This window comes from Variovorax sp. V118 (assembly GCF_041154445.1).
Lineage (GTDB): Bacteria > Pseudomonadota > Gammaproteobacteria > Burkholderiales > Burkholderiaceae_C > Variovorax > Variovorax boronicumulans.
In genome coordinates this window covers 3,182,786-3,209,229 of the sequence record NZ_AP028663.1, presented here as the reverse complement: position 1 = coordinate 3,209,229, position 26,444 = coordinate 3,182,786, and the positions used below count along the sequence as shown (strand labels likewise).

Genomic DNA, 26,444 nt, shown 5'->3' with positions numbered 1-26,444 from the left:
ACGGTAGACAACCCAAAGGAGAGGTATGCAATCACTGCTGGATCAACTCGAAGGCCTCGATGTGCTGGCCGGTGCCGCGATGGGCGGGCTGTCTGTTCAGCTGCAGCCGATTCCGGGCAGCACGCCGGTGGTGCAGGTGAGCATCGAAGGGCGTGACGAGCTGCCGATCTTCGTCACCAGCTCCGACATGCAGATCATCTGCATCTGCTACCTCTGGACCGAAGAAGACGTGAAGCCCGCGCGGCGCACCGAGCTGCTCGAATCGCTGCTCGACCTCAACCCGTCGGTGCCGCTGTCGTCCTTCGGGCGCGTGGGCGGGCGCTACGTGCTCACGGGGGCGCTGGGGCGCAACGCGAGCGTGGAAGACATCGCACGCGAAGTGGCCGTGCTCAGTGACAACGCGCTCGATGCGCTCGACGCCTTGTCCGAATTCCTGAATTAAGCGGAGATCATCATGACAGTCATCAAGAAGCTGGTCACCTTGCTGCGCGGCAGCGCCCGCGAAATCGGCGAGAGCGTGATCGACAGCAACGCCACGCGCATCTACGAGCAGGAAATCATCGACGCCAAGCACAGCATCGAGAAGGCCAAGGGCGACCTCACGGGCGTGATGGCCAAGGAGATGCAGTCGGCCCGCGAAATCGAACGCCTGAAGGGCGAGGTCGCGCGCTACGAAGGCCTGGCGCTCGAAGCGCTCAACAAGACCCAGGAAGGCCTGGCGCTCGACGTGGCGGCCAAGGTCGGCACGCTCGAGCAGGAGCTCGAGGAGCAGGCCAAGGCCCACGCTTCCTACGCGCTGCAGGTGTCGCGGCTCAAGGACCTGATCAAGTCGGCCGAGGCGCGCATCCGCGAGCACGAGCGCGAGATCGGCATCGCCAAGACCACCGAGAGCGTCTACCGCGCCACGCAGTCGATCTCCGAGAACATCGGCAGCGGCGGCTCGCGCCTGGCCAGCGCGCGCGAGTCGCTGGAGCGCATCCGCTCGCGTCATGAGGATTTGTCCGACCGCATGGCGGCAGGCCAGCAGCTTGAAGACGAGTTCGGCCACAGCGCGCTCGAGAAGAAGCTGGCCGCGGCGGGCATCGGCAACGACGCCGACCGCACCGGTAAGGTGATGGAACGCATCCGCGCCCGGCAGGCCAAGCCGGCCGAACCGCCCAAGCCGGTTCAGGAGTGACGATGGTGCGGGTCAAGCCGGTACGCTGGCAGGGCTCGGACGAGGCGATCCGCGCGGTCCAGGTGGCCTTCGACGTGGAAGAAGCCGTGCTCGAGGCCGTGCGCACCGCGGCGTTCGAGCAGCATGTGTCCACGCCCGACCAGATTCGGCAGGTGCTGGGCCTGGCGACCACCTCGAAGCCGAAGCGGCCGCGCCTGACGGTGTCGTTGAACACGGCCGACTACGAATTCCTGGCGGCGCGGTATGGTCTGTCACCCGACGACCGCCTGGCCATCAAGGAGAGGGCCACGCGCGAACTGATTGCCTTTGCAGGCAAGGCGAACAAGAAGAACACCGGCACGAAGAAGCCGGGCGGCAGGTAAGAAGAAAAGAGAACAACAACCAACCCGCACGCGGGAGGATCAATGGGCGATTTCATGGGAGCGGTGACGGGGTACCCCACCGCGATCTACACGGTGCTGCTCGGCGTCGTGGTGATCTATTGGGTGCTCGCGGTGGTCGGCATGGTCGACTTCGAGAGCAGCGGGATCGACGTCGACCTGCAGACGCATGCCGACGGCGACACCAGCGACATGGGCCAGATCGCGAGCTACGTGGTCGCCTTCGGCCTGAACGGCGTGCCGTTCTCGGTGGCCGTGAGCCTGCTGGTGCTGGTGGCCTGGACGCTCTCGTGCCTGGGCGGCGAGTGGCTGCTGCCGCTGGTGCCGACGATGCTGCTCAAGCTGGTGGCCGGCACGGTGCTGCTGGTGGTCAGCGCGGCCCTTGCCATCCCGGTGACGGCGGTGGCCATCCGCCCGCTCAAGGGCCTCTTCGTGAGCCACACGGCCGTGAGCAATGCGGCGCTGGTGGGCCAGGTCTGCCGCGTCGTCACCGGCGTGGTGAACGAGAAGGACGGCCGCGCCGAAGTGGCGCGCCGCGGCGCCAGCCTCAACATCCGCGTCTGGGCGCCCACGCCCAACGCCCTCAAGCGCGGCTCGCACGCGCTCATCCTCGAATACGACGAGGTGGCCGCGCGCTACCTCATCGCGGCGCACGAAGACATCGTCTGAGAAGGCGTGAACGACCCCGCCATGTCCGCTCATCGGCCACGCCGGATTCGTTCACACCTTCTGACTGCGCGCATCCCTCACCCAAGTTCGTTCGCTCGCTCTTAAAGCATCTGGAGAAAAAATGGAGCCCATCATCTTCGCCGTGGTCATACTGGCCGTCGTCATCCTCGGCCTGTTCGCGATGTTCGCCAAGTTCTATCGCAAGATCGAACAGGGCCACGCCCTCATCGTGAACACGCTGCGCGCCGAGCCCGAGGTGACCTTCACCGGCCGCATGGTCTACCCGATCATCCACAAGGCCGAACTGATGGACATCTCGGTCAAGACCATCGAGATCGACCGCTCGGGCAATGAAGGCCTCATCTGCCGCGACAACATCCGCGCCGACATCAAGGTGAAGTTCTTCGTGCGCGTCAACAAGACCGCCGACGACGTGCTGAAGGTGGCGCAGGGCATCGGCTGTGCGCGGGCCTCCAACCACGAGACGCTCGAAGAGCTGTTCTCGGCCAAGTTCTCCGAAGCGCTCAAGACGGTGGGCAAGTCGATGGACTTCGTCGACCTGTACCAGGCGCGCGACGGCTTCCGCGACGAGATCATCAGCCAGATCGGCAACGACCTCTCGGGCTACGTGCTCGAAGACGCCGCCATCGACTACCTCGAGCAGACCCCGCTGTCGGAGCTGGACGCCAACAACATCCTCGATGCGCAGGGCATCAAGAAGATCACCGAGCTGACGGCGGTCGAGCACGTGCGCACCAACGAGTTGCGCCGCAACGAGGAAATGCAGATCAAGAAGAAGAACGTCGAAACGCAAGAAGCACTGCTCGAACTCGAACGCCAGCAGGCCGATGCCACCGCGCGCCAGCAGCGCGAAATTGCCAGCGTGCGTGCCCGCGAAGAAGCCGAGACTTCCAAGATCCAGTCCGAAGAGCGCACCAAGTCCGAAACCGCGCGCCTCATGGCCGAGCAGTCGGTCTCGGTGCAGCAGGAGAACGTGCAGCGCGAGAAGGAAGTGGCCGAGAACAACCGCAAGCGCGCGGTGGCCATCGAGGAAGAAAAGGTCACGCGCGCCCGCGACCTCGAGATTGTCGATCGCGAGAAGGAAGTGACCCTGCAGCGCATCGAGAAGGACAAGGCCGTCGAAGTGCAGAAGAAGGCCATTGCCGATGTGATCCGCGAGCGCATCGTGGTCGAGCGCACCGTGGCCGAGCAGGAAGAGGCCATCAAGGAACTGCGCGTGGTCGCCGAGGCCGAGCGCACCAAGAAGTCGGTCGTGATCATGGCCGAGGGCCAGGCCGAAGAGAAGATGGTGCTCGACGTGAAGGCCGCCGAAACACAAGAGAAGCGCGCCCGTCACAAGGCCGCCGAAGAACTCACGCTGGCTGACGCCAAGCTCAAGGTGGCCGAGCGCGACGCCGAATCGAAGAAGCGCGAAGCCGAAGGCGTGGAAGCCATTTCCGCCGCACCCGGCCTGGCCGCTGCCAAGGTCGAAATTGCCACGGCCCAGGCCAAGCTCGCAAGCTTCGAAGCCGAGGCTTCGGGCAAGGAAAAGCTGGGTCTGGCCGACGTGCATGTGCGCCAGGCCGATGCCGACGCGATCCTCAAGGCCGGTCAAGCCGATGCGCAGGTCATCGAAGCCGTTCGCAGGCCGAAGCGGCCGGCATGCGGGCCAAGTTCGAGGCCGAAGCGTCGGGCAAGGAAAAGCTGGGCCTCGCCGAAGTCAACGTGCGCACGGCCGACGCCGAGGCCACACTCAAGTCGGGCCAGGCCGATGCGCAGGTGATCGAAGCGCGCTTCAACGCCGAGGCGAAGGGCCTGCACGAGAAGTTCGAGGCCATGAAGTCCATGAGCCCCGAAACCCGCGACCACGAAGAGTTCCGCATGCGCCTGGAAAAGTCGCACATCGAAACCATGAAGGGCATCGACGCGCAGACGTCCATTGCCAAGGAACAGGCCGACGTGCTGGGCACCGCGCTCGCCAACGCCAAGATCGACATCGTGGGCGGCTCGGGCGACTACTTCGACAGCTTCGTGCGCTCGCTCTCCGTGGGCAAGGGCATCGACGGCGTCATCTCCAAGAGCCAGGCGGTGCAGGTCGCCTTCAAGGAGCAGCTCTCGGGCGAGCGCGACGTGGTGAAGGACCTGCGCGATATCGTCGGCGCGCTGGGCAATTCGTCGGGCGAAATCCAGAACCTCAGCGTCGCCTCGCTGATGAGCAAGATCGCCAACGACGGCACCGAGAGCCAGAAGTCGGCACTGCAGAACCTGATCTCCTCCTTCCGCAACTGAGCCGGGGCGCGCGATGAACCCGAACCTGAAGTGCAGTTGCGCCGCCCATGCCGCGATGCAGCCCGTCGCGCTCGCCGAAGCCTTGCTCGGCGTGCAGTGCGGCGACTGCCACGGCATGGTGATGGACATGGACGACTGGCGCAGCTGGAAGGCCGCCGACCCGAAGCGCGTGCCGCATGAGGTCGACGACGAGGTGATCGAGGTGTTCGACATCGCCGCCGTGCGCCACTGCCCCGAGTGCGAGCGCCTGATGCAGCGCCTGCGCGTGAGCGCGGGGCCCGACTTCCGCATCGACCGCTGCGTGGCCTGCCAGAACCTCTGGTTCGACCAGGGCGAATGGCGCGCCCTCGTGAGCCGCGGCCTGGCCGGCCGGCTCGACGAGCTGCTGTCCGACGGCTGGCAGCGCCGGCTGCAGACCGAGGAGGTGCGCGAGGCGCGCCTTGCCGCGCTGCGCCGCCGCTACGGCGACGACTGCATCGACGAGCTGGACCGCATCCGCGCCTGGCTCGACACCCAGCCTCACCGCGACGAATTGCTCGCACTGCTGCGCGCGGACTGACCGCGCCGATCCATGCAACCCACCGACGACACCGCAGCGCCGCCCGGCGCCCAGGCCCCCATCGACCCCACCGAAGCGCTGGTCTCCGGCAGCGGCAGCTACGACCTGCTGAAGAAGCGGCTCGAAACCCAGGGCGAGGGCCTGCTCAAGAAGACGCAGGCGCTCAACGAACAGCGGCTGGCCGAGTTCGGCCGCTCCGACCAGGCGCTGATCCTGCGCACCCGCGCGCGCACCGAGAACAACGCCGTGGCGCGCGACATCGTGCGCATCGGCGACCTGCTGCTGTTCGGCTACAACGTCTTCATCGGCCTGCGCAAGGAAACGGCCGTGGGCGACGTGTTCGGCCTGTACCGGCTCGCATCGCCGGGCGAGGCCGCCACCGAGAACGACGAGCTGCAGCCCGTGCCGCTGGCCGGCACCTTCCTGGAAGACGCGCGCTTTGCCTCCGACTTCCGCGAGCTCTACGCCTACTACAAGCAGGCCACGCTGCTGCAGCTGCGCGTCACGCAGGACAAGCTGCTCGCCTCGTTCCAGATCGGCCAGCAGCTGCACGACGTGCGCGTGTTCCGCTGGGCCATCGAGCGCAACGGCAACATCAACTACATCGACAACCGCGGTGAGCGCGACATCGCCTTGCCCGCGAGCCACGATTTCGAGTGGACCGTGGCCACGCGCGAAGACCACGTGGGCGGCAAGCACCCGCACGTGAACGTGCTCGACACCGTGTTCGTCGAAACGCTGGGCGGCGACCTCACGGTCAAGATCGAGAACAACACCGAGACCGGCCTGGGCATCTACAGCGAGCCGGTGGAGGACAAGAGCCAGTCGCTCACCGACGCGGAGATCGCCTGGGCCAAGCTGGGCATGCTGATCCTGCTGCGCGTGAAGCCCTACCGCGAGCAGGTCACGCGCTACCTGGTGTTCAACATCCGCACGCAGCAGGTCGAGCGCATCGACGCCATCGGCGGCTCCTGCGTGCAGCTGCCCGAAGACCACGGCATCATCTTTCCGGGCGGCTACTACCTGCAGTCGGGCGAGTACAAGCGCTTCGACCTGCCGGCCGAGGTGGTGGAAAACCTGCGCTTCAAGCGCATGCTGCGCTCGCCCAACGGCGAGGACGTGGCCTATGTGTTCTACGACCCGAAGCCCGGGCGCTATGCGCTGTTCAACTACAACCTGATCGACAAGAAGCTCGCCACGCCGATCATCGCCAACGGCTACGCGCGCTTTGCCGACGGCCGCATGCTGGTGTTCAACGGCGACGACGGCGAGCCCACGCGCGTGCACCCGATGCAGCTGTGGCAGACGCCCTTCGCCAGCGAAGAGCACGTGAGCGCGCAGCCGCCCGCCACCGGCTTCTTCGGCAAGATCGGCAACGCCGAGCTGGTGCGCGGCGTGAGCGACCTCATGGGTATCGCCCGCGCGGTGCGCGAGCAGGCGCCCACGCGCGCCGCCTACGAAGACCTGATCCGCCAGTGCACCCGCGTGAGCGACGCCTACTTCTGGCTCGACGCGCCCGAGGCCACCGGCCTCATGGCCGAGCTGCGCAGCATCGCCGAGGTGGCGCGCAGCACGCTGGCCGAGTTCGAAAAGGTCGACACCATCCGCCGCGAAACCGCGCGCGCGCTGGCCCGCGCGGAAGACGAGCAGCACGCGCTGCTGGTCGACATTGCCAGCACCCTCTGGCGCGCGCCCGACGATTTCGTGAAGGCGCTGGGCCGGCTGCGCGAACGGCGCGGCGCGCTGCAGATGCTCAAGGAGCTGCGCTACGCCGACCTGCCGCGCATCGCCGCGATGGACGCCGCGCTCGAAGTCGAGCAGCAGCGCATCGGCGAGCGCGCCATGCAGTTCCTGGCGGCCGACACGGCCTTCCACGGCCAGCGGCAGGCGCTGGAGAAGCTCGCGCTCGAACTGCCCAACCTGGCCACGTCGCCCGCGCTCGGGCAGATGCTCGCCACGCTCGACGAGCAAGCTGCCGGCCTCGACCTGCTGACCGAGCAGCTGGGCAGCCTGCCGGGCGGCGACGCGGTGATCCGCACGTCGATCCTGGACCGCATCTCGCTGATCTACGCCGACATCAACCGCATGCGCGCCGATGCGCGCGCGCGGCGCAAGTCGCTGGGCGCGACCGAGGCGCGTGCCGAGTTCGGCGCGCAGTTCAAGCTCTTCAGCCAGGCGGTCGAGAACGCGCTGGAGTTCGCCGACACGCCCGAGAAGTGCGACGACGCGCTCACGCGCCTGCTGGCCCAGCTCGAAGAGATCGAAGGCCGTTTCGCCGAGCAGGAAGACTTCCTGGCCGACATCGCCGAGAAGCGCGAGACCGTGTACGAGGCACTGTCCGCGCGCCGCCAGAGCCTGGTCGACGCCCGCCAGCGCCGCGCGCAAGGCGTGGTCGACGCGGCAGGGCGCATCCTCGACGGCATTCCGCGCCGCATCGCGCAGTTCGGTGACCTGACGCAGGTGCACAGCTACTTCGCGGCCGACCCGATGATCGGCAAGCTGCACACGCTGATCGCCGACCTGCGCACGCTGGGCGCCGCGGTGCCGGCCGACGAACTCGACACGCGCCTGAAGACTGCGCGCGACCAGGCGCTGCGTTCCATCCGCGACAAGCGCGAGCTGGTGAGCGAGGGCGGCGATACGCTGCGGCTCGGTCGCCACGCCTTCACCGTGCACCGCCAGCCGGTCGACCTGACACTGGTCGCCCGCGACGAAGGCATGGCCTACCAGGTGACGGGCACCGACTACCAGAGCCCGGTCGATGAGCCCCGGCTGCTGCCGCTGCAGCGCTACTGGGACCAGTCGCTGGTGTCGGAAACACCTGAACTGTCGCGCGCCGAATACCTCGCCGGCCGCCTGCTGGAGGCGCTGCTCGCCGGCAAGGCCGAGCGCACGTGGGCCGAGGTGCTCACGCTGCTGGCCGAAGACCCGCTGCATCCGCAGCTGCTCGACATGGTTCGCCGCTTCGCTGCGGCGCGCTACCAGGAGGGCTACCAGAAGGGCATTCACGACGACGACGCGATGCGCCTGCTGGGCGCGCTCGTCGGCATGCAGGACCAGGCGGGCCTGCTCGCCTGGGGCCCGACCGAACGCGCGCTGGCCTTGCTCTACTGGCAGCACGGCCACCTGATCGCACACCGCGAATCGATGCTGCGCCGCGCGCGTGCCGCGATGCAGATGCTGGCGCTGTTCGGCCGGCGCGATGCGCTGGCGCAGCTCGAAGCCGACATCGCGCGTGCACTGAACCACTTCGCCCGCGACGTGGTGCCCGATCTGCTGCCGCTGGCCGACCTCGAGAACGACGAGGAACGCGACGCGCACGACGGCCGCGTGACCACCCTGTGCGACCAGGCCGCTGCGTACCTCGTGCGCGAACTCGCCGGTCCGCATGGCGGCGAGACCTGGGCCGTGTCGGGCGCGGGCGAGGACCTCGCGGCGGCCTTGCTGCGCGAGCTGGAGCGCGGCGGCCGGCGCGATGCATGGCAGCACGACCTTGACGCCGCACCGCCGGCCGAGCGCTGGCGCCTGGCGCGCGACTGGGTGCGCGCCTACGCGACACACCAGGCGCCGCAATCGGTCGACTGGACCGACGACGCGGCCAGCGTGCTGGCGATGCCGTTGCAGCGCACCCGCGTCAACGCGGCGCTCGACCGCACCGTCGAAGGTCTGCGCGGCGAGCACCCGCGCGTCGCCGAAGGGCGCCTGACGCTGAACCTCAACGACTTCTGGCGCCGCTTCCTGTTCCACACCATGCACGCGGTGCCGGGCTACGAGGCGCTGCACAGCCTGCGCCACGAGCTGCTCGAGCGCGAGAAGGCGCGGCTCAAGCTGAGCCAGTTCCAGGCCAAGCCGCTGTCGACTTTCGTGCGCAACCAGCTGATCGACGAGCTCTATCTGCCCATCATCGGCGACAACCTCGCCAAGCAGATCGGTTCGGCGGGCGAGGGCAGCCGCACCGACCGCATGGGCCTGCTGCTGCTGATCTCGCCGCCCGGCTACGGCAAGACGACGCTCATGGAGTACGTGGCCGACCGCCTCGGCCTGATCTTCGTGCGCATCAACTGCCCGGCGCTGGGCCATGGCGTCACGGCCATCGACCCGGTGAACGCGCCCAACAGCGCCGCGCGGCAGGAGCTGGAAAAGCTCAATCTGGGCCTGGCCATGGGCAGCAACGTGATGCTGTACCTGGACGACATCCAGCACACCAGCCCCGAGTTTCTGCAGAAGTTCATCGCGCTGGCCGACGGCACGCGCCGCATCGAGGGCGTGTGGAACGGCGAGCCGCGCAGCTACGACATGCGCGGCAAGCGCTTCGCGATCGTGATGGCGGGCAACCCCTACACCGAGTCGGGCGACGTGTTCAAGATCCCGGACATGCTGGCCAACCGCGCCGACATCTACAACCTGGGCGATGTGCTGTCGGGCCGCGAGGCGGCGTTCGCGCTCTCGTACATCGAGAACAGCCTGACCTCCAACCCCACGCTGATGCCGCTGGCCTCGCGCGACCCGAAGGACGTGCAGCTGCTGGTGAAGATGGCGCAGGGTCACGACGTGTCGAGCAGCGCGCTCTCGCACGCCTACAGTTCGGTCGAGCTGGAAGAGATCAAGGCGCTGCTGCAGCGCCTGTTCCGGGCGCGCGACCTGCTGCTGAAGGTCAACCTCGCGTACATCGAATCGGCCGCGCAACAAGAGACCTACCGTGTCGCGCCGCCGTTCAAGCTGCAGGGCAGCTACCGCAACATGACCAAGCTCGCCGGCAAGATCACGCCGCTGATGCGCGACGACGAGCTCGACGCCTTGCTGCGCGACCACTACCGCGGCGAGGCCCAGACGCTGACCACCGGCGCGGAAGAAAACCTGCTGCGCCTCGCGCAACTGCTCGGCAGTCCGACGCCGGAGGAAAGCGCGCGCTGGACGGCCATCTGCGACGAGTTCGTGCGCCAGCGCAAGCTCGGCGGCGCGGACGTGGACGGCAGCCAGCGCATCGCGAGCAGCATGCTCGACGTGGCGCGCGCGGTCGATGCGCTCAAGCCCGAGCCCAAGCCCGTCGCAGAGGGGCCGAACGAAAGCCAGCGCCTGGCCGACGCCATGCTGCAGATCGCCGTGACCTACCGCGAGCTGATCCTGCCGCTGGTGACCGCCACCGAGCGCCGGCTGGAACTCGACCGTTCGATCAAGCAGGACATGGAGCGCCTCGCCGCCGAGGTGCAGGCCACGCGGGCCGCGCCCAAGCGCGTGCCACCGCCGCCATCTCCGCCCAAAGCCGACAAGGATCACTGATGTCCGCATTGCCCGAACTGCTGGCCCAACTCGACGCCACCCTGGCCGACGCGCGTTTGAGCGACGACGAGCGCCGCGTGCTGGTCCACACCCTGCGCGAGGCCTCGCCCCCCGAAGACGGCCTGCGCCAGCTGCGCAACCGCGCCTTCGACCTCGTGCGCTCGCGCACCGCCGACCCCGAGCAGCTGTCGCTGCTCAAGTGGCTCGAGGGCGTGGTGCGCGCGATCGACACCGGCCGCTCGCCCGACAGCGTCACGGTGCGCTCGCAGGCCTACTTCAGCCCCGGTACGGCCTGCCTGCAGGCGATCAACCAGCAACTGAGAACGGCGAAGCGCGCGGTCGACCTGTGCGTGTTCACGCTCTCGGACGACCGCATCACCGCCGAGGTGCTGGCCGCGCACCGGCGCGGCGTGACGGTGCGCTTCATCACCGACAACGACAAGGAGTACGACCGCGGCAGCGACGTCGGCCAGCTGCGCGCGGCCGGCATTCCGGTGGCGGTGGACCGCACCGAGGCCCACATGCACCACAAGTTCGCGATCTTCGACGGCGCACGGCTGCTCAACGGCAGCTACAACTGGACCCGCAGCGCCTGCGAGTACAACGAGGAGAACCTGGTGCTGAGCAACGACCCGCCACTGGTGCGCCGCTTCGCGGACGAATTCGACACCTTGTGGAAAGAACTGCAGGCCCCCTGATGCCAAGACGAATCGACTACGACTGGGAACTGCCCGCTGCCATGCAGCAGCGGCTGGGCGGCAGCACCTACGGCGCGCAGCGCATCATCCACGAGCAGGAGCACCTGATGGTGATCCTGCACGAGCCGCCCTCGGGCACCGGCGCCGAGCGCAAGCCCATCGTGTTCCTGCGCAAGCCCGACGGCGCGTGGCTGCACAAGGGCAACAACCCCGGCGAGCGCGCGCTCGCCAAGCTGCTCGAAAGCTATCGCGCGGCGTTCAGCACCTTCGAGATCCGCCACCAGGCCGCCGAGACCTCGGAAGACCTGTTCCAGATCCTCGGCCCGCTGATCCCGCTCACCCGCGCCGCGCGGAACATGCAGGACACCCTTCAGGCCGCGCGCGATGCGGTGAAGGGAGACCTGATGCTCATCGACCAGCGCGACCTCGCGGTGGAGATCGCCCGCGGCTTCGAGCTGCTGCTGGCCGACACGCGCATGTCGCTCGACTACCGGCTCGCACGCGCCGCCGAGGCGCAGGCGCACTCGGCCCTCGAGATGAGCCGTGCGCAGCACAAGCTCAACACCATCGCTGCACTGACCTTTCCGCTCATGGCCGTCGGCGCGGCCTTCGGCATGAACCTGCACAGCGGGGTGGAGAACCTGCCGTCGTGGGTGTACTGGCTCGTCTTTGCGGCCGGCATCTGCCTGGGCGTGATGCTGCGCGGCTGGGTGAAGACGCCGGCCGAGCCGCCGGTGGTTGCCAGGCCTGCGTCCACGCTGAAGAAAAAGTAGGGCGCACCGCAGGGTCTTCGCGTTTCGCGAAGGCCTGCTGCCATCCGAGCAATTCCGTTCGTCGCCATCTGTTCCTAGAGTCGGGGCAACCCACCTGGAGACAGAAAAAGATGAACGCACTCGAAGGCCTGAAGGTGCTGGAGCTCGGCCAGCTCATCGCCGGCCCGTTCGCCGGCAAGACGCTCGCCGAGTTCGGCGCCGACGTGATCAAGGTCGAGCCCGCCGGCGTCGGCGATCCGCTGCGCAAGTGGCGGCTGCTGCGCGATGGCACTTCGGTGTGGTGGGAGGTGCAGTCGCGCAACAAGCGCTCGGTGTGCCTTGATCTGCGCAGCACCGAAGGGCAGGAGGCCGTGCGCGCACTGGCGCGCGAAGCCGACGTGCTGATCGAGAACTTCAAGCCCGGCACGCTCGAAGGCTGGGGCCTGGGCTGGGAGCAGCTGCATGCGCTGAACCCGCGGCTCATCATGCTGCGCATCTCGGGCTACGGGCAGACCGGCCCCTACCGCGACAAGCCGGGCTTCGGCGTGCTCGGCGAATCGATGGGCGGGCTGCGCTACCTCAGCGGCGAACCCGGCCGGGTGCCGGTGCGCGTGGGCGTCTCCCTCGGCGACACGCTGGCTGCGCTGCATGGCGTGATCGGCGTGCTCACGGCGCTGCACCACCGCACGGCGCACGGCGGAGAGGGACAGTTCATCGACGTGGCGCTGTACGAGTCGGTCTTCAACGTGATGGAAAGCCTGCTGCCCGAGTACGACGCCTTCGGTGCCGTGCGCGAGCGGGCCGGCAGTGCCTTGCCGGGCATCGCGCCGACCAACGCCTACCGCTGCAGCGACGGCCACTACGTGCTGGTGGCGGGCAACGGCGACAGCATCTTCCGCCGGCTGATGCGCGCCATCGACCGAGCGGACCTCGAGAACGACGCAGGGCTCGTGCACAACGACGGCCGCGTGCTGCGCGTGGAAGAGATCGATGCGGCCATCGAAGCCTGGACCCTGCAGCGCAGCCGCGACGAGGTGCTGGCCGTGCTCGATGCGGCCGGCGTGCCGGTGGGGCGCATCTACACGGTGGCCGACATCGCGACCGATCCACAGTACCTGGCGCGCGAGATGATCGTGCAGGCGCGCGGCTCCGACGGCGCAATGCTCAAGGTGCCGGGCGTGGTGCCCAAGCTCAGTGCCACACCAGGGCGCATTGCGCATGCAGCGCCGCTGCTGGGTGAACACACGGCGGACCTGCAGGGCGCGGGCTGGCCGGTGCGTGGCGTGGAAAGCGAGGCCGTATGAAAACCGGCAACGGCACGCGGCTGTTCATCAACGAGGTCGCCACGCGCGACGGCTTCCAGATGGAAAGCCGCTTCATCCCCACCGACGACAAGGTCGCGCTGATTGATCGGCTCAGCACGCTCGGCTACGCCAAGATCGAGGTGACCTCGTTCACCTCGGCCAAGGCGATTCCCGCACTGCGAGACGGCGAGGAAGTGATGCAGCGCATCGCGCGCCGGCCGGGCGTGGTCTACACCGCGCTCGTGCCCAACGTACGCGGCGCCGAGCGCGCGCTCGAAAGCCGCATCGGCGAGTTCAACATCGTCATGTCGGTCAGCGAGACGCACAACCTCAGCAACCTGCGGATGACGCGCGAGCAGTCGTTCGCGCAGCTGGCCGAGGTGATCGCGCTGGCGAAGCAGGCGAGGGTGCCGGTGAACGTGTCGCTCTCCTGCGTGTTCGGCTGCCCGATGGAGGGCGAGGTGCCGCTCGAGACGGTGCTCGGCTGGACCGACCGTTTCGCTGCGTTGGGCGTGCAGGGCATCACGCTGTGCGACACCACCGGCATGGCGCATCCCACGCAGGTGCAAGCCGTGTGCGAGGCCGTGCGCGCGCGGCACCCGGCATTGGAATGGACGGCGCATTTCCACAACACGCGCGGCATGGGCCTGGCGAACACCATCGCCGCGGTCGAAGCGGGCATCCGCCGGCTCGACATGTCGCTTGGCGGCATCGGCGGCTGCCCCTACGCGCCGGGCGCGACGGGCAATGTCGCGACCGAGGACGTGGTCCACATGCTGCAGTGCATGGGCTACGACACCGGCATGGACCTTGAGGGCCTGATCAGCGCTGCGGCTGAACTCGAATCGCTCGTGCAGCACGAACTTTCCGGCCAGGTCTCGCGTGCTGGCCACCGGCTGACGCGGCATGCGCCGCCGGCCGCTTTCAACGCCATCGTCGAGCGCGCGAAGGCGCGCCCCATCAAGAAGGAGAACGCATGATCGACCACCTGGATCACCTGGTGCTCACGACCGCCAACGAAGAGGCCTGCGTGCGCTTCTACGTGGAGACGATGGGCATGACGCTGGAAGTCTTCGGCGCCGGCCGCAAGGCCTTTCGCTTCGGCAACCAGAAGATCAACCTGCACGTGAAGGGCCACGAGTTCGAGCCCAAGGCCAACGTGCCCACGCCCGGTTCGCTCGACCTGTGTTTCACCGCCAGCGTGCCGCTCGAAGAAGTCATCGCGCGGCTGCACGAGCAGAGCGTGCCGATCCTCGAAGGGCCCGTGATGCGCACGGGCGCCACGTCGCGCATCCGCTCGGTCTATGTGCGCGACCCTGACCTGAATCTCATCGAGATCTCGGAGCTGGCGCCCTGACGCCTACAGCCCGAAGACAGCCCCCCAAAAAACCACCGGAGACAAACCCATGAAACCCGCTCACCGCCTGCTGGCGGTCGGCCTCGCGCTGGCCGCTGCCGCCTCGCACGCCGACACCTGGCCTTCCAAACCCCTGACCTTCGTGGTGCCCACGGCACCCGCGGGCTCCACCGACATCATGGCGCGGCTGGTCGCCGATCCGCTGCAGCGCGCGCTGGGCCAGCCGGTCGTGGTCGACAACAAGCCCGGCGCCAGTGGCAACATCGGCACCGAGTTCGTGGCCCGTGCTGCGCCCGACGGTTACACGCTGCTGCTGCAGTACTCGGGCTACCACGTCGGCAACCCGTCGCTGTACCCGAACCTGCGCTGGAGCCCGACCAAAGACTTCGTGCCGGTGGCGATGGTGATGCGCGCGCCGCACGTGGTCGCGGTGAGCGGCAAGCTGCCGGTGACCTCGATGAAGGAGCTCATCGAGTACGGCAGGAAGAAGGAGGGCGGCCTGTTCTACGCCTCGTCGGGCAACGGCTCGATCCAGCACATCGCGGGCGAGCTGCTGTCGCGCCAGACCAAGCAGCCGGCCACGCACGTGCCCTACAAGGGCTCGGGGCCGGCCATCAACGACCTGGTGGCGGGCAATGTCGACATCTTCATCACCACGCCGCCCTCGGTCATCGGCCACTTCGCGGGCGGGCGCATCAAGCCGCTGGCGTACACGGGCAGCAAGCGGCACGCGTCGATGCCGAACGTGCCGACCTCGGCCGAGGCCGGGTTGCCGGGCTACGAGGTCGAGTCGTGGTTCGCGGTGTTCGCCCCGGCGAAGACGCCACCCGAAGTGGTGAACAAGCTCAGCGCCGAGATCAAGAAGATCGTCGAGAGCGAGGCCTTCCGCAAGAAGGTGGACGAGCAGGGCGCCTTCGCGACCTACATGGACCCGGCCACGCTGGGCCGGTTCGTCGACCAGGAACTCGCGGCCTGGTCGAAGGTGATCAAGGGCGCCGACATCAAGCCGGAGTGAACGCCCCCGGCCAGGCTCAGGGCTTGACGCCCAGCACCGACAGGATCACCGCCGCGAGGCCGAGCGCCACGGGCACCTGGTGCCCGGCCAGCGCGCGGGCCTGGGCCACGGACAGCTTCGTCTGCTGAAGGAGGTTCTTTTCCGAATGAAGGGGTGTGGACATGGTGTCTGCTCCTGTGTGGGGCGAACGGTGTGTTCGCGTGGGTTCCACGATAGGCCTCTCAACCGGCGATGGCGCATGGGTTTTGTCGACACGGCGTTTCCGTTTTCGCAACGATCCGGGGCCTCCGGCAGGGAACTTCTGCCCAGAACTCAGAATGGAGTCATGCAACGGAAAGAACGAAACACTCACGCAACGGGTTTGACGATGCGCAGGGCCACCCCGGCGGATGCGGTGCCCTGGCCGCTCCTGTTCGACGCGGACGGCCCGCGCCCCGAGATCGAGAAGTACCTGCTGCGCGGCGAGCAGTGGCTGGCCGAACAGGCCGGCGAAGTCGTCGGCCAGATGGTGCTCATGGCCACGCGCGTCGACACCTGGGAGATCATGAACATCGCCGTGGCCGAAGCCCACAAGGGCCAGGGTATCGGCACCGCGATGCTGAAGAAGGCGAAAGCGCTTGCCAGGCAGCGCGGCGCGCACCGGCTCGAAGTCGGCACGGGCAACAGCAGCCTGCGCGAGCTGGCCTTCTACCAGCGCTTCGGCTTTCGGATCGTCGGGGTCGACGTCGACTACTTCGTGCGCCGCTGGGGCAGGGCGACGAAGCAGAACGGCATTCCGCTGCGAGACCTGGTGCGCATGGAGATGGTGCTCTAGCGCGCCCCGCACCACGACCGCACTCAGTGTGCGCAGGACACTGGGTGCTTCCCGCAGCGAAATCAAGGAGGAGGGCGAAGCCCGGGGGACATTCGCGGAGGGAAGTACCCGGTGGCCTGCGCACGCGCCCTGAAAAGAATCACCCCGCGATCAACTTCTGCACCAGCTCCGCAGTCGTAGCCGCCGCGTACTTGCGCATCAACCGCGCCCGATGCAGCTCGACTGTGCGATGGCTGATGCCCAGCGCCTTCCCGATCTCTTTGGAAGTCAGCCCGCGCATCACCTGCGCCGCCACCTCCCGCTCACGCGGCGTGAGCTCCGCCTTCACCGCGCGGCGCGAGCCCAGGTCCTCGAAGGTCCAGATGCCGGCCTCGTGCGGCGCCGCGCGGTTCATCGCGTGCCCGGTGACGTGGCACCAGAAGGTCTCACCCGCCAGAGCCCCGTGCAGCCCGCCCAGCCGCTTCATCATGCGGTTATCGGCATAGTGGCCGCTGGCGTTCAGAAAGGGCTCCATGCGCTTGCCGATGCGCTCGAACTCGGCCACGCTCGGGTACAGGATGCTGAACGAATGCCCGACCAGCGCGGAGGGCTCCGCGCCGAAGATCTCGCACACACGCTGGTTGCAGGCGACGATGGTGCGGTTGCTCGAGACCACCATGCCGACGGGTGCATGTTCAAAAGCCAGCCGGTAATCGATCTCGGGCATCGGGTGTCACCATTACGAAATACTACGTATACGAGTAGGTAGTATCGTTGAAGCCTTTCCCACCCACTCTCCACCACCCATCAAGGAGCCCGAGTGAACAAGATTTATCCCTCCGCAGACGCGGCACTCAAGGGGGTCGTGGCCGACGGGCAGACGCTCGCGGTCGGCGGCTTCGGCCTGTGCGGCATTCCCGAAGCGCTGATCGACGCGCTGAAGGATTCCGGCGTGCAGAACCTCACCGTCATCTCGAACAACGCGGGCGTCGACGGCTTCGGCCTCGGCAAGCTGCTCGAGACGCGCCAGATCAAGAAGATGATCGCGTCGTACGTGGGCGAGAACAAGGAGTTCGAGCGCCAGTACCTGGCCGGTGAACTGGCCCTCGAATTCACGCCCCAGGGCACGCTGGCCGAGAAGCTGCGCGCCGGCGGCGCCGGCATTCCGGCCTTCTTCACGAAGACCGGCGTGGGCACGCAAGTGGCCGAAGGCAAGGAGCTGCGCGAGTTCGGCGGCGAGACCTACGTCATGGAGCACTCGCTGGTGCCCGACGTGGCGCTGGTCAAGGCCGACGTGGCCGACAAGGCCGGCAACCTGCGCTTCCGTCTCACGGCACGCAACTTCAACCCCGCCGCCGCCATGGCCGGCAAGGTCTGCATCGTCGAGGTCGAGAAGATCGTCGAAGTGGGCGAGCTGGCCCCCGACGACATCCACCTGCCGGGCATCTACGTGCACCGCCTGGTGCTCAACGCCACGCCCGAAAAGCGCATCGAGAAGCGCACCGTGAGCGCCTCGGTCGATGCCGCCGCCGCCAAGGTCGAGGCCCAGACCGCCATCGCCCAGGCCGCCGCCGCCGGCAGCGAATCGGCCGTGAAGGCCGTCAACAAGAAAGAAGGAGCCTGAGATGCCCTGGACCCAAGACCAGATGGCGGCCCGTGCCGCGCAAGAACTCGAAGACGGCTTCTACGTCAACCTCGGCATCGGCATTCCGACGTTGGTGGCCAACCACACCGGCACCAAGGAAGTCTGGCTGCAAAGCGAAAACGGCATGCTCGGCATCGGCCCGTTCCCGACCGAAGACAACGTCGACGCCGACCTCATCAACGCCGGCAAGCAGACCGTCACCACGCTGCCCGGCTCGGCCATTTTCGGCAGCCATGACAGCTTCGCGATGATCCGCGGCGGCAAGATCAACCTGTCGATCCTGGGCGCCATGCAGGTCAGCGCCAAGGGCGACCTCGCCAACTGGATGATCCCCGGCAAGATGGTCAAGGGCATGGGCGGCGCCATGGACCTCGTGGCCGGCGTGAAGCGCGTGATCGTGCTGATGGAACACGTGGCCAAGAAGAAGGACGGCACCGAAGACCTGAAGATCCTCGAGCAGTGCTCGCTGCCGCTGACCGGCGTGGGCGTGGTCGACCGCATCATCACCGACCTGGCCGTGATGGACGTCGTGCCCGAAGGCCTCAAGGTGATCGAGCTGGCGCCGGGCGTGAGCTTCGACGCGCTGCAGGCCAAGACCGGTGCGAAGCTGATCCAGTAAGCCATCCGCACAAGGTCGCGAACGCAACGACAACAACCAGGGCAGGGCCGCGCAAGCGGACCCTGCCTTTTTCATTTCTTTTTTCCTTCCCTGAAGGGGCGACGCATGGCAACGAGTGAAGAAGTCCTGGCCGGTCTCTGGCAACTGGCGGGGTTGCCCGCCGAAGCGCTGGCCTTCGCGCGGCTCACGGGCGCCGACCCGGTGCTGCCGTCGTCCTTCGCGGTCGGCCTCGCGGCGCAGGCCAGCATCGCCGCCGCCGCGCTCGCGGCCTGCGAGCTGGGACACCGGCGCGGCGTGGCGCGGCAAGAGGTCGCGGTCGACACGCTGCACGCCGCGCTCGACTGCACGGGCTGGTTCAGCCTCGACGGCCGCGTGCCCGACCTGTGGGACACCTTCTCGGGCGTGTACCGTTGCGCCGACGGCTGGGTGCGCATCCACGCCAACTTCAAGCACCACCGAGAAGGCGCGCTGCGCCTGATGAAGCTGGACCCGGCCACCGCCACGCGCGCCGACGCCGAGGCCGCGATGGCCGCCTGGCGCGCGGTCGATTTCGAAACGGCCGCCGCCGCGCAAGGCCTGGTGGCGACCGCGCTGCGCCGCTTCGACGAGTGGGACGCCACGCCGCAGGGGCAGGCGATCGCGGCGCAGCCGCTCTTCACCATCGAGCGCATCGGCGATGCACCGCCGCGCGCGCTGCCGCCGCTGCAGGGCGACCAGCGCCCGCTCGAAGGCCTGCGCGTGCTCGACCTCACACGCATCCTCGCGGGACCAGTCGGCGGCCGGGCGCTGGCGGCCTACGGTGCCGACGTGATGCTGGTCAATTCGCCGAACCTGCCGAACATCGAATCCATCGCCGACACCAGCCGCGGCAAGCTCTCGACGCACGTGGACCTGTGCACGGATGAAGGTCGCGCTGTGCTGCACGGCCTCGTGGCCGACGCGCATGTCTTCGTGCAGGGCTACCGTCCCGGCGGCATCGCGGCGCTGGGCTTCGGCCCCGAGGCGCTGGCGCGCGAGCGGCCGGGCATCGTCTGCGTGTCGCTCACGGCCTATGGCACGCAGGGGCCGTGGGCCGATCGGCGCGGCTTCGATTCGCTGGTGCAGACCGCCATGGGCTTCAACCATGCCGAAGGCGAGGCCGCCGGCGACGGCAAGCCGCGCCCGATGCCGATGCAGATCCTCGACGAAGCCAGCGGCTACCTGATCGCCCTGGGCGCCGCCGCGGCACTGTGGCGTCAGCAGCAGGAGGGCGGCAGCTGGCATGTGCAGGTGTCGCTGGCGCAGACGGGGCAGTGGCTGCGCGGGCTGGGCCGCGTGGACGGCGGGCTGTCGATCGCGCGGGCCGATGTCGCGCCGTACGTCGAGACCTCGGCCTCGGGCTTCGGCGAACTGGCCGCGGTGCGCCACAGCGCGCAGCTGTCGCGCACGCCGGCCGCCTGGCCACGGCCGTCGATGCCGCCGGGCAGCCATCCGCCGGCGTGGCCGGCCGCTGCCGGGGGATGAGAAACTGGGCGCATGGCTTACCTAGACATCGACAACCTCCAGAGCATTTTTCTTGACGACGAGGCGCTGCGTGCACGGCATCTGCAGCGCCAGCCTTGCGGGGCCCTGCACCTCACGAGCGGCCGCATCGTGGCCTGCGATCCGCTGGTGCAACCCGAGCGCGAGCCTTTTGTTCGCAGCGTGAGCGGGCGCGGCGCATTCCCCGTCGAGGTGCTGCAAGGCGGCGGCCGCCATGCGTTGGCCGTTCTGTGGCTGCGTGAGCGAGGCAGCCTGCAGGCGAACGATCTGCGCTGGGAGGCCGCGCTGCTCGAAGGGCAATCGCAGGACGAACTCGGCAGCGACGAGTTCTATGGCTACCCGGTCGATGCCGGTGTCGGCTGCTTCATGGACGTCGACGGCGCCAAGGCCATGGCGGAGCGCGAGGCGCGCGAGTCCGCCACCAACCCCGAGTACGTGAGCTACTACGACGACGTGCTCGGCGCCGACCTCGCTTCGGCCGACATCGCCGATCACTACCCGCTGGGCGCGGGCAGCGCGAACAACGTGCTGATCTTCAGCGCCGGCTGGGGCGACGGCAGCTACCCGAGCTTCTGGGCGCTCGACGCCGCGGGCGAGCCCGTGGCGCTGGTGACCGACTTCATGGTCATGCAGGGCGGCGACGCGCGCGACGAGGACGACAAGCGCAGCGACGCCTACCTGGCCAGCCTCTCGCCCGAGAAACTGGCGGCGCTCGAGGCGCTGGGCGCGGCGGCGGTCGCAGGCGATGCGGCGGCGATCCAGCCCCTGCTCGCCGGCGGGCTCGCGCAGCCCAACGAGATCATTCCCTCGCTCGGCGAGACCGCGATCATGAGCGCCATCCGCATGAACCAGCTGGACGCGCTGCGCGTGCTGCTGGCGGCGCTGCCAGGCCCGCTGCCGATGCCGCCGCAGTTCTATCGCATGGACGAGGAAGAGAGCTACCTCGACTACGCGCGCCGGCTCAAGAAGCCGCGTGTGGAAGGGCTGATCGAGCTGCTGGAAAAGGCGGCAGCGCCGGCGGCCAAGCCTGGGTTCCTGAAGCGCCTGTTTTCCTGAGCGCGCGAACCGGTCACCTGGCGTTCGCCGCGCTGTCAGGCAACAGCACCTGCTGCTGCGCCGTGGCCGTCGCGCGCAGAAATTCCCACACGGTCTGCATGCGCGCCAGGTGCTTCGTTTCCGCAGGCATCGACATCCAGAAGGTCCGCGTGAAGTTCGCCGCATCCGGCAGCACCGGCTTGAGCGCGCGGTCGTCCTGCGCGATGAACGCCGGCAGCACCGCAATCCCCGCGCCCGCCGCCACCGCCCGGTGCTGCGCCAGCACGCTGGTGCTGCGCAGCGCAAAGCTGTCGGGGCGGTGCAGTTCGTCCAGGTACTGCAGCTCCTTGCTGAACAGCAGGTCGTCCACGTAGCTGATGAAGGTGTGGCCGCGCAGGTCTTCGCGGGTCTTGATGGGCTTGTGCGCGGCCAGGTACTGCTTCGAGGCGTACAGGCGCAGCGTGTAGTCGGTGAGCTTGGTGACCACCACCGGCCCGCGCGCCGGGCGTTCGAGCGAGATCACGATGTCGGCCTCGCGCCGCGACAGGTGCACCAGCCGCGGCATCGCGAGCAGGTCGATGGTGAGCTTCGGGTGCTGCACCGCGAACAGTGCCAGCTGCGGTGCCAGCACCACGGTGCCGAAGCCCTCGGTGGCGCCGATGCGCACCAGCCCCGACAAGCCTTCCTGCGACGCCGGCGCGGTGCTCTCCACGGCCTGGAAGGCGCTCTCCATCGCCTCGACCTGCGGCTGCAGCCGGCGGCCCGCCTCGGTGAGCCGGTGGCCGCCGGATTCGCGCGAGAACAGGGGCGCGCCCACCTCCTTTTCGAGCGCCTGGATGCGCCGCGCGACGGTGGTGTGGTCGACCTCCAGCCGGCGCGCCGCGCTCATCAGCGTGCCCGAGCGGGCGAGTTCGAGAAAGTAGCGCAGGTTGTCCCAGTCCATGTGCGTGCGGCCTCGTGCGGGGTGGCGTGCGGTGCTTTGCATTTTTGCAAAGCGATGACGCATATTTGTCTATTGTCATGGCAAATCTGCAAAGCTAGGATGCAGGCTGCACCGGTTCGAACCGGTCCCGTATTCACAGGAGACAAACCCCCATGGACGCCACCACCACCCCCTCGACGCAGGTCGCCACCGTCAAGCTGCTCATCGGCGGCAAGTTCGTCGAATCGAAGACCACCGAATGGCGCGACGTCGTCAACCCGGCCACGCAGCAGGTGCTGGCCCGCGTGCCCTTCGCCACCCAGGCTGAACTCGACGCCGCCGTGGCCTCCGCCAAGGAAGCCTTCAAGACCTGGCGCAAGACGCCCCTCGGTGCGCGCGCCCGCATCTTCCTGAAGCTGCAGCAGCTCATCCGCGAGAACATGGGTGAACTCGCCGCGATCCTCACGGCCGAGCAGGGCAAGACGCTGCCGGACGCCGAGGGCGACGTGTTCCGCGGCCTCGAAGTGGTCGAGCACGCCTCGAACATCGGCAACCTGCAACTGGGCGAGCTGGCCAACAACGTGGCCAACGGCGTCGACACCTACACGCTGCTGCAGCCGCTGGGCGTGTGCGCCGGCATCACGCCGTTCAACTTCCCGGCCATGATCCCGCTGTGGATGTTCCCGATGGCCATCGTCACCGGCAACACCTTCGTGCTCAAGCCCTCCGAACAAGACCCGATGGTCACGATGCGCCTGTGCGAACTGGCGCTCGAAGCCGGCGTGCCGCCCGGCGTGCTGAACGTGGTGCACGGCGGCGAAGCCGTCGTCAACGGCATCTGCGACCACAAGGACATCAAGGCGATCAGCTTCGTCGGCTCGACCAAGGTCGGCACGCACGTCTACAACCGCGCCACGCTGGCCGGCAAGCGTGCGCAATGCATGATGGGCGCGAAGAACCACGCCATCGTGATGCCCGACGCCAACAAGGAGCAGACGCTCAACGCACTGGCCGGCGCGAGCTTCGGTGCAGCCGGTCAGCGCTGCATGGCCGTGTCGGTCGCGGTGCTGGTGGGCGAGGCGCGCAACTGGGTGCCCGAGCTCATCGAGAAGGCCAAGACGCTGAAGATCGGCGCGGGCACTGAAAAGGGCGTGGACGTGGGCCCGCTCGTTTCGTGCGCAGCGTACGACCGCGTGAACAGCCTCATCGAACGCGGCGAAGCCGACGGCGCCAAGCTGGTGCTCGACGGCCGCAAGCCCACCGTGCCCGGCTACGAGAAGGGCAACTTCGTCGGCCCGACGATCTTCACCGGCGTGAAGCCCGGCATGACGATCTACGAACAGGAAGTGTTCGGCCCCGTGCTGTGCATCGCCGACGCCGAGACCATCGACGAAGCCATCGAGCTGATCAACAGCAACCCGAACGGCAACGGCACGGCGATCTTCACGCAGTCGGGCGCCGCGGCGCGCCGCTTCCAGGAAGACATCGACGTGGGCCAGGTCGGCATCAACGTGCCGATCCCGGTGCCGGTCCCGATGTTCTCGTTCACCGGTTCGCGCGCCTCCAAGCTCGGCGACCTGGGCCCGTACGGCAAGCAGGTCATCATGTTCTACACGCAGACCAAGACCGTGACGGCACGCTGGTTCGACGACAGCACCGTGAGCCAGGGCGTCAACACCACCATCAGCCTCAAGTGAGGCAGGGGCTTCGCGTCGCAGCCTGGGCCGCCGCGGCGGCGCTTGCCCTGCTGGCCGGCGGGGCGCAGGCGGCCGGCTCCGACGAGCCGGTCGACTGCAACCCCAACGGCAACCAGCAGCAGATGAACGACTGCGCGCTGCGCGATTTCCGCGCGGCCGACGCCGAGCTCAACATCCGCTACGGCGAGGTGATGAAGACGCTCTCGCCGCAGATGCGCGTCGCGCTGCGCACCGAACAGCGGACCTGGCTCAAGGGCCGCGACCCCGGGTGCAAGCGGGCCGCGAAGGCGAACGAAGGCGGCTCGATCTGGCCGCTGGTGTTCAACGCGTGCCTGGAAAAATCGACCCGCAAACGCACCGCCGAACTGGACCTCTGGAAGGGTCGTCAACCATGAATTTCGAACTGTCCGAAGAACAGAACGCCTTTGCACAGACCGCGCGCGATTTCGCGCAGGCCGAGTTCGCACCGCACGCCGCGCAGTGGGACGCCGAGGCTGTCTTTCCGCGCGAGGCCATCGCCAAGGCCGGCGAGCTGGGCTTTTGCGGCCTGTACGCGCCCGAGCGTATCGGCGGCCTGGGCCTGCCGCGGCTCGACTCGGCGCTGGTGTTCGAGGAAATGGCCGCGGTCGACCCCTCGACCACGGCCTTCATCACGATCCACAACATGGCGACGTGGATGCTCGGCACCTGGGCCACCGACGCGGTGGCGCAGCAGTGGGGCGAAGACCTCACGAGCGGGCGCAAGCTGGCGTCGTACTGCCTGACCGAGCCGGGCGCGGGCTCCGACGCGGGGTCGCTGAAGACGCGCGCCGAACTGCAGGGGGCCGAGTACGTCATCAACGGCGGCAAGGCCTTCATCTCGGGCGCCGGCTCCACTGACGTGCTGGTGCTCATGGCGCGCACGGGCGGCGCGGGCGCCAGCGGCATTTCGGCCTTCGCGGTGCCGGCCGATGCGCCCGGCGTGAGCTACGGCAAGAAGGAGCACAAGATGGGCTGGAACAGCCAGCCCACGCGCACCATCAACTTCGACAACGTGCGCGTGCCGGCGCAGAACCTGCTGGGCAAGGAAGGCGAGGGCTTTCGCATCGCCATGAAGGGCCTCGATGGCGGGCGCATCAACATCGCGACCTGCTCGGTGGGCGCGGCGCAGGGCGCGCTCGACGCGGCGCGCCGCTACCTGCACGAGCGCCAGCAGTTCGGCAAGCCGATCGCGAGCTTCCAGGCGCTGCAGTTCAAGCTGGCCGACATGGCGACCGAGCTGGTGGCCGCGCGGCAGATGGTGCGGCTGGCCGCCAGCAAGCTCGACGCGGGCCATGTGGATGCGAGCACCTATTGCGCGATGGCCAAGCGCTTCGCGACCGATGCGGGCTTCAATGTCTGCAACGACGCGCTGCAACTGCACGGCGGCTACGGCTACCTCAGCGAGTTCCCGCTCGAGCGCCTGGTGCGCGACACGCGCGTGCACCAGATCCTCGAAGGCACCAACGAAATCATGCGCGTCATCGTTGCGCGAAAATTGCTGGAAGGCGACAGCGACATCCGCTGACCCCGCCGCACCCAGGACCTGAAAACAATGACCGACAACGTAGTTCTCTTCAACGAAATCAAGACCGCCGGCGGCCAGCGTTTTGCCGTGGCCACGCTCAATGCGCCGGCTTCGCTCAACGCGCTGTCCGTGGACATGGTGCGCCTGCTCACGCCCAAGCTGCGCGAATGGGCGGCCGACGCCGGCATCGTCGGCGTGCTGCTCGACGCGGCGGGCGAGAAGGCCTTCTGCGCCGGCGGCGACCTGCGCCAGCTGTACCAGACGCTGCTCGACTGCGGCCCCGAACGCAACACCTACGCCGAAGACTTCTTCCGCGAGGAGTACGAGCTCGACCACCTGATCCACACCTTCCCCAAGCCCTTCCTGTGCTGGGGCCACGGCATCGTGATGGGCGGCGGCGTGGGCCTGCTGGCGGGCGCCTCGCACCGCGTGATGACGCTGCAAAGCCGCATCGCCATGCCCGAGATCAACATCGGCCTGTACCCCGACGTGGGCGGCAGCTGGTTCCTGCGTCGCACGCCGGGCCGCACGGGCCTGTTCCTGGCGCTCACGGCCGCCAACATCAACGCGCACGACACCATCTTCTGTGGCCTCGCCGACGTGCTGGTGCCGCACGAGCGCAAGGGTGCGGTGATCGAGGCCATCGCGTCCACGCAGTGGGCCGGCGGCGACGCCAAGGCGGACCGCGCCACGCTGTCGCGCATCCTGGCCCAGGCGGGCGAGGGCACCGCAATGCCCGCGTCGAAGGTGCGCGAGCACTACGACACCATCAACGCGCTGATGGCCGGCGACGACCTGCTCGACATCGCCAAGCGCTTGCGCGACGTGCAAAGCGACGACGCCTGGCTGCAGACTGCGTCGAAGACCTTCACCAAGGGCGCGCCGAGCTCCATCGCGCTGAGCTTCGAGCTCTGGCAGCGCGTGCCGCGCATGTCACTGGCCGAGGTGTTCCGCCTCGAGTACTGGGCCTCGCTGGGCTTCTGCGCGAACAAGGATTTCGCCGAAGGCATCCGCGCCGTGCTGGTCGACAAGGACCGCAACCCGCGCTGGAACCCCGCCACGCTCGAAGAGATCACGCCGGCCTTCGTCGACGACCACCTGCGTCCGCGCGGCGAGATGCCGGCGGAACTCGCGTCGCTGACCTGACCGGCCCCATTCCCTGCACAGAACAACGGAGACAAGACAC

25 protein-coding genes are annotated in these 26,444 nt (G+C 68.1%); 22 read left to right on the top strand and 3 right to left on the bottom strand.

Annotated features, from left to right (window positions below; genetic code table 11):
• Positions 1-25: 25 nt before the first annotated feature.
• The 13 genes from ACAM52_RS14905 (at position 26) to ACAM52_RS14845 (ending at position 15,480) form a co-directional block, all read left to right on the top strand.
• Positions 26-442, top strand: coding sequence for a YjfI family protein (locus tag ACAM52_RS14905; protein ID WP_062476391.1), 417 nt, complete (start codon positions 26-28; stop codon positions 440-442).
• 12 nt (positions 443-454) lie between these two features.
• Positions 455-1,177, top strand: a complete 723-nt coding sequence (locus tag ACAM52_RS14900) for a PspA/IM30 family protein (RefSeq protein WP_369647480.1) — start codon at positions 455-457, stop codon at positions 1,175-1,177.
• Between the two features lie 2 nt (positions 1,178-1,179).
• Positions 1,180-1,539, top strand: a complete 360-nt coding sequence (locus ACAM52_RS14895) for a hypothetical protein (RefSeq protein WP_062476395.1) — start codon at positions 1,180-1,182, stop codon at positions 1,537-1,539.
• Positions 1,540-1,581: 42 nt separating this feature from the next.
• On the top strand, positions 1,582-2,226 hold the full coding sequence (locus ACAM52_RS14890) for a ubiquinone biosynthesis protein (RefSeq protein WP_369647479.1): 645 nt from the start codon (positions 1,582-1,584) through the stop codon (positions 2,224-2,226).
• 121 nt (positions 2,227-2,347) lie between these two features.
• Complete coding sequence (locus tag ACAM52_RS14885) at positions 2,348-4,009, top strand: flotillin family protein (RefSeq protein WP_369647478.1); 1,662 nt, start codon at positions 2,348-2,350, stop codon at positions 4,007-4,009.
• Positions 4,010-4,528: 519 nt separating this feature from the next.
• On the top strand, positions 4,529-5,074 hold the full coding sequence (locus tag ACAM52_RS14880) for a zf-TFIIB domain-containing protein (RefSeq protein WP_095947463.1): 546 nt from the start codon (positions 4,529-4,531) through the stop codon (positions 5,072-5,074).
• 12 nt (positions 5,075-5,086) lie between these two features.
• Positions 5,087-10,354 carry a DNA repair ATPase gene (locus ACAM52_RS14875; protein ID WP_369647477.1) on the top strand — a complete coding sequence of 1,756 codons (5,268 nt, stop codon included), beginning with the start codon at positions 5,087-5,089 and terminating at the stop codon, positions 10,352-10,354.
• Positions 10,354-11,052 (top strand): phospholipase D-like domain-containing protein, encoded by a 699-nt coding sequence (locus ACAM52_RS14870; RefSeq protein ID WP_159277368.1) that lies wholly within the window; start codon positions 10,354-10,356, stop codon positions 11,050-11,052. Before ACAM52_RS14875 ends, ACAM52_RS14870 begins: the two co-directional genes overlap by 1 nt.
• Positions 11,052-11,825, top strand: coding sequence for a hypothetical protein (locus ACAM52_RS14865; RefSeq protein WP_369647476.1), 774 nt, complete (start codon positions 11,052-11,054; stop codon positions 11,823-11,825). Before ACAM52_RS14870 ends, ACAM52_RS14865 begins: the two co-directional genes overlap by 1 nt.
• Positions 11,826-11,935: 110 nt before the next feature.
• Entirely contained in the window at positions 11,936-13,108 is a 1,173-nt protein-coding gene (locus ACAM52_RS14860) for a CaiB/BaiF CoA transferase family protein (protein WP_369647475.1), read from the top strand.
• The gene (locus ACAM52_RS14855; RefSeq protein WP_369647474.1) at positions 13,105-14,088 is read left to right on the top strand and encodes a hydroxymethylglutaryl-CoA lyase; all 984 of its coding nucleotides are present in this window, start codon (positions 13,105-13,107) and stop codon (positions 14,086-14,088) included. The genes ACAM52_RS14860 and ACAM52_RS14855 overlap by 4 nt, the downstream gene beginning before the upstream one ends.
• Positions 14,085-14,465: a VOC family protein gene (locus tag ACAM52_RS14850; RefSeq protein WP_369647473.1), complete on the top strand. Its 381-nt coding sequence runs from the start codon at positions 14,085-14,087 to the stop codon at positions 14,463-14,465. Before ACAM52_RS14855 ends, ACAM52_RS14850 begins: the two co-directional genes overlap by 4 nt.
• A 49-nt stretch (positions 14,466-14,514) precedes the next feature.
• Positions 14,515-15,480, top strand: a complete 966-nt coding sequence (locus ACAM52_RS14845; RefSeq protein WP_369647472.1) for a Bug family tripartite tricarboxylate transporter substrate binding protein — start codon at positions 14,515-14,517, stop codon at positions 15,478-15,480.
• Positions 15,481-15,496: 16 nt separating this feature from the next.
• On the opposite strand, the gene ACAM52_RS14840 is transcribed toward ACAM52_RS14845, so the two are convergent.
• Positions 15,497-15,643, bottom strand: a complete 147-nt coding sequence (locus ACAM52_RS14840; RefSeq protein WP_172438277.1) for a hypothetical protein — start codon at positions 15,641-15,643, stop codon at positions 15,497-15,499.
• Positions 15,644-15,847: 204 nt separating this feature from the next.
• Between ACAM52_RS14840 and ACAM52_RS14835 the strand changes: the two genes are divergently transcribed.
• Entirely contained in the window at positions 15,848-16,294 is a 447-nt protein-coding gene (locus ACAM52_RS14835) for a GNAT family N-acetyltransferase (RefSeq protein WP_369647471.1), read from the top strand.
• A 139-nt stretch (positions 16,295-16,433) separates the two neighbouring features.
• Here the strand turns inward: ACAM52_RS14835 and ACAM52_RS14830 are convergent, their stop codons facing one another.
• A complete protein-coding gene (locus ACAM52_RS14830; protein ID WP_062476432.1) occupies positions 16,434-17,000 on the bottom strand; it encodes a LuxR C-terminal-related transcriptional regulator in 567 nt (188 codons plus the stop codon).
• 93 nt (positions 17,001-17,093) lie between these two features.
• Between ACAM52_RS14830 and ACAM52_RS14825 the strand changes: the two genes are divergently transcribed.
• From ACAM52_RS14825 to ACAM52_RS14810, 4 genes are all read left to right on the top strand, one after another.
• Positions 17,094-17,897, top strand: a complete 804-nt coding sequence (locus ACAM52_RS14825) for a CoA transferase subunit A (protein WP_062476435.1) — start codon at positions 17,094-17,096, stop codon at positions 17,895-17,897.
• Between the two features lies 1 nt (position 17,898).
• Positions 17,899-18,537 carry a 3-oxoacid CoA-transferase subunit B gene (locus ACAM52_RS14820; protein ID WP_056573812.1) on the top strand — a complete coding sequence of 213 codons (639 nt, stop codon included), beginning with the start codon at positions 17,899-17,901 and terminating at the stop codon, positions 18,535-18,537.
• Between the two features lie 105 nt (positions 18,538-18,642).
• Positions 18,643-20,040: a CoA transferase gene (locus ACAM52_RS14815; protein ID WP_369647470.1), complete on the top strand. Its 1,398-nt coding sequence runs from the start codon at positions 18,643-18,645 to the stop codon at positions 20,038-20,040.
• A gap of 12 nt (positions 20,041-20,052) precedes the next feature.
• On the top strand, positions 20,053-21,114 hold the full coding sequence (locus ACAM52_RS14810) for a DUF4241 domain-containing protein (protein ID WP_354347720.1): 1,062 nt from the start codon (positions 20,053-20,055) through the stop codon (positions 21,112-21,114).
• Positions 21,115-21,127: 13 nt separating this feature from the next.
• On the opposite strand, the gene ACAM52_RS14805 is transcribed toward ACAM52_RS14810, so the two are convergent.
• A complete protein-coding gene (locus ACAM52_RS14805; RefSeq protein WP_354347719.1) occupies positions 21,128-22,036 on the bottom strand; it encodes a LysR family transcriptional regulator in 909 nt (302 codons plus the stop codon).
• Between the two features lie 152 nt (positions 22,037-22,188).
• On the opposite strand from ACAM52_RS14805, the gene ACAM52_RS14800 reads away from it, so the two are divergent.
• Genes ACAM52_RS14800 through ACAM52_RS14785 form a run of 4 tightly spaced genes read left to right on the top strand, consistent with a single transcriptional unit; the run spans position 22,189 to position 26,404 of the window.
• Positions 22,189-23,712 carry a CoA-acylating methylmalonate-semialdehyde dehydrogenase gene (locus ACAM52_RS14800; RefSeq protein ID WP_307636999.1) on the top strand — a complete coding sequence of 508 codons (1,524 nt, stop codon included), beginning with the start codon at positions 22,189-22,191 and terminating at the stop codon, positions 23,710-23,712.
• On the top strand, positions 23,709-24,107 hold the full coding sequence (locus tag ACAM52_RS14795; protein WP_070059333.1) for a lysozyme inhibitor LprI family protein: 399 nt from the start codon (positions 23,709-23,711) through the stop codon (positions 24,105-24,107). Before ACAM52_RS14800 ends, ACAM52_RS14795 begins: the two co-directional genes overlap by 4 nt.
• Positions 24,104-25,258: an acyl-CoA dehydrogenase family protein gene (locus ACAM52_RS14790; RefSeq protein ID WP_369647469.1), complete on the top strand. Its 1,155-nt coding sequence runs from the start codon at positions 24,104-24,106 to the stop codon at positions 25,256-25,258. Before ACAM52_RS14795 ends, ACAM52_RS14790 begins: the two co-directional genes overlap by 4 nt.
• Before the next feature lie 27 nt (positions 25,259-25,285).
• Positions 25,286-26,404, top strand: a complete 1,119-nt coding sequence (locus tag ACAM52_RS14785; RefSeq protein ID WP_369647468.1) for an enoyl-CoA hydratase/isomerase family protein — start codon at positions 25,286-25,288, stop codon at positions 26,402-26,404.
• The last annotated feature ends 40 nt before the right edge of the window (positions 26,405-26,444 follow it).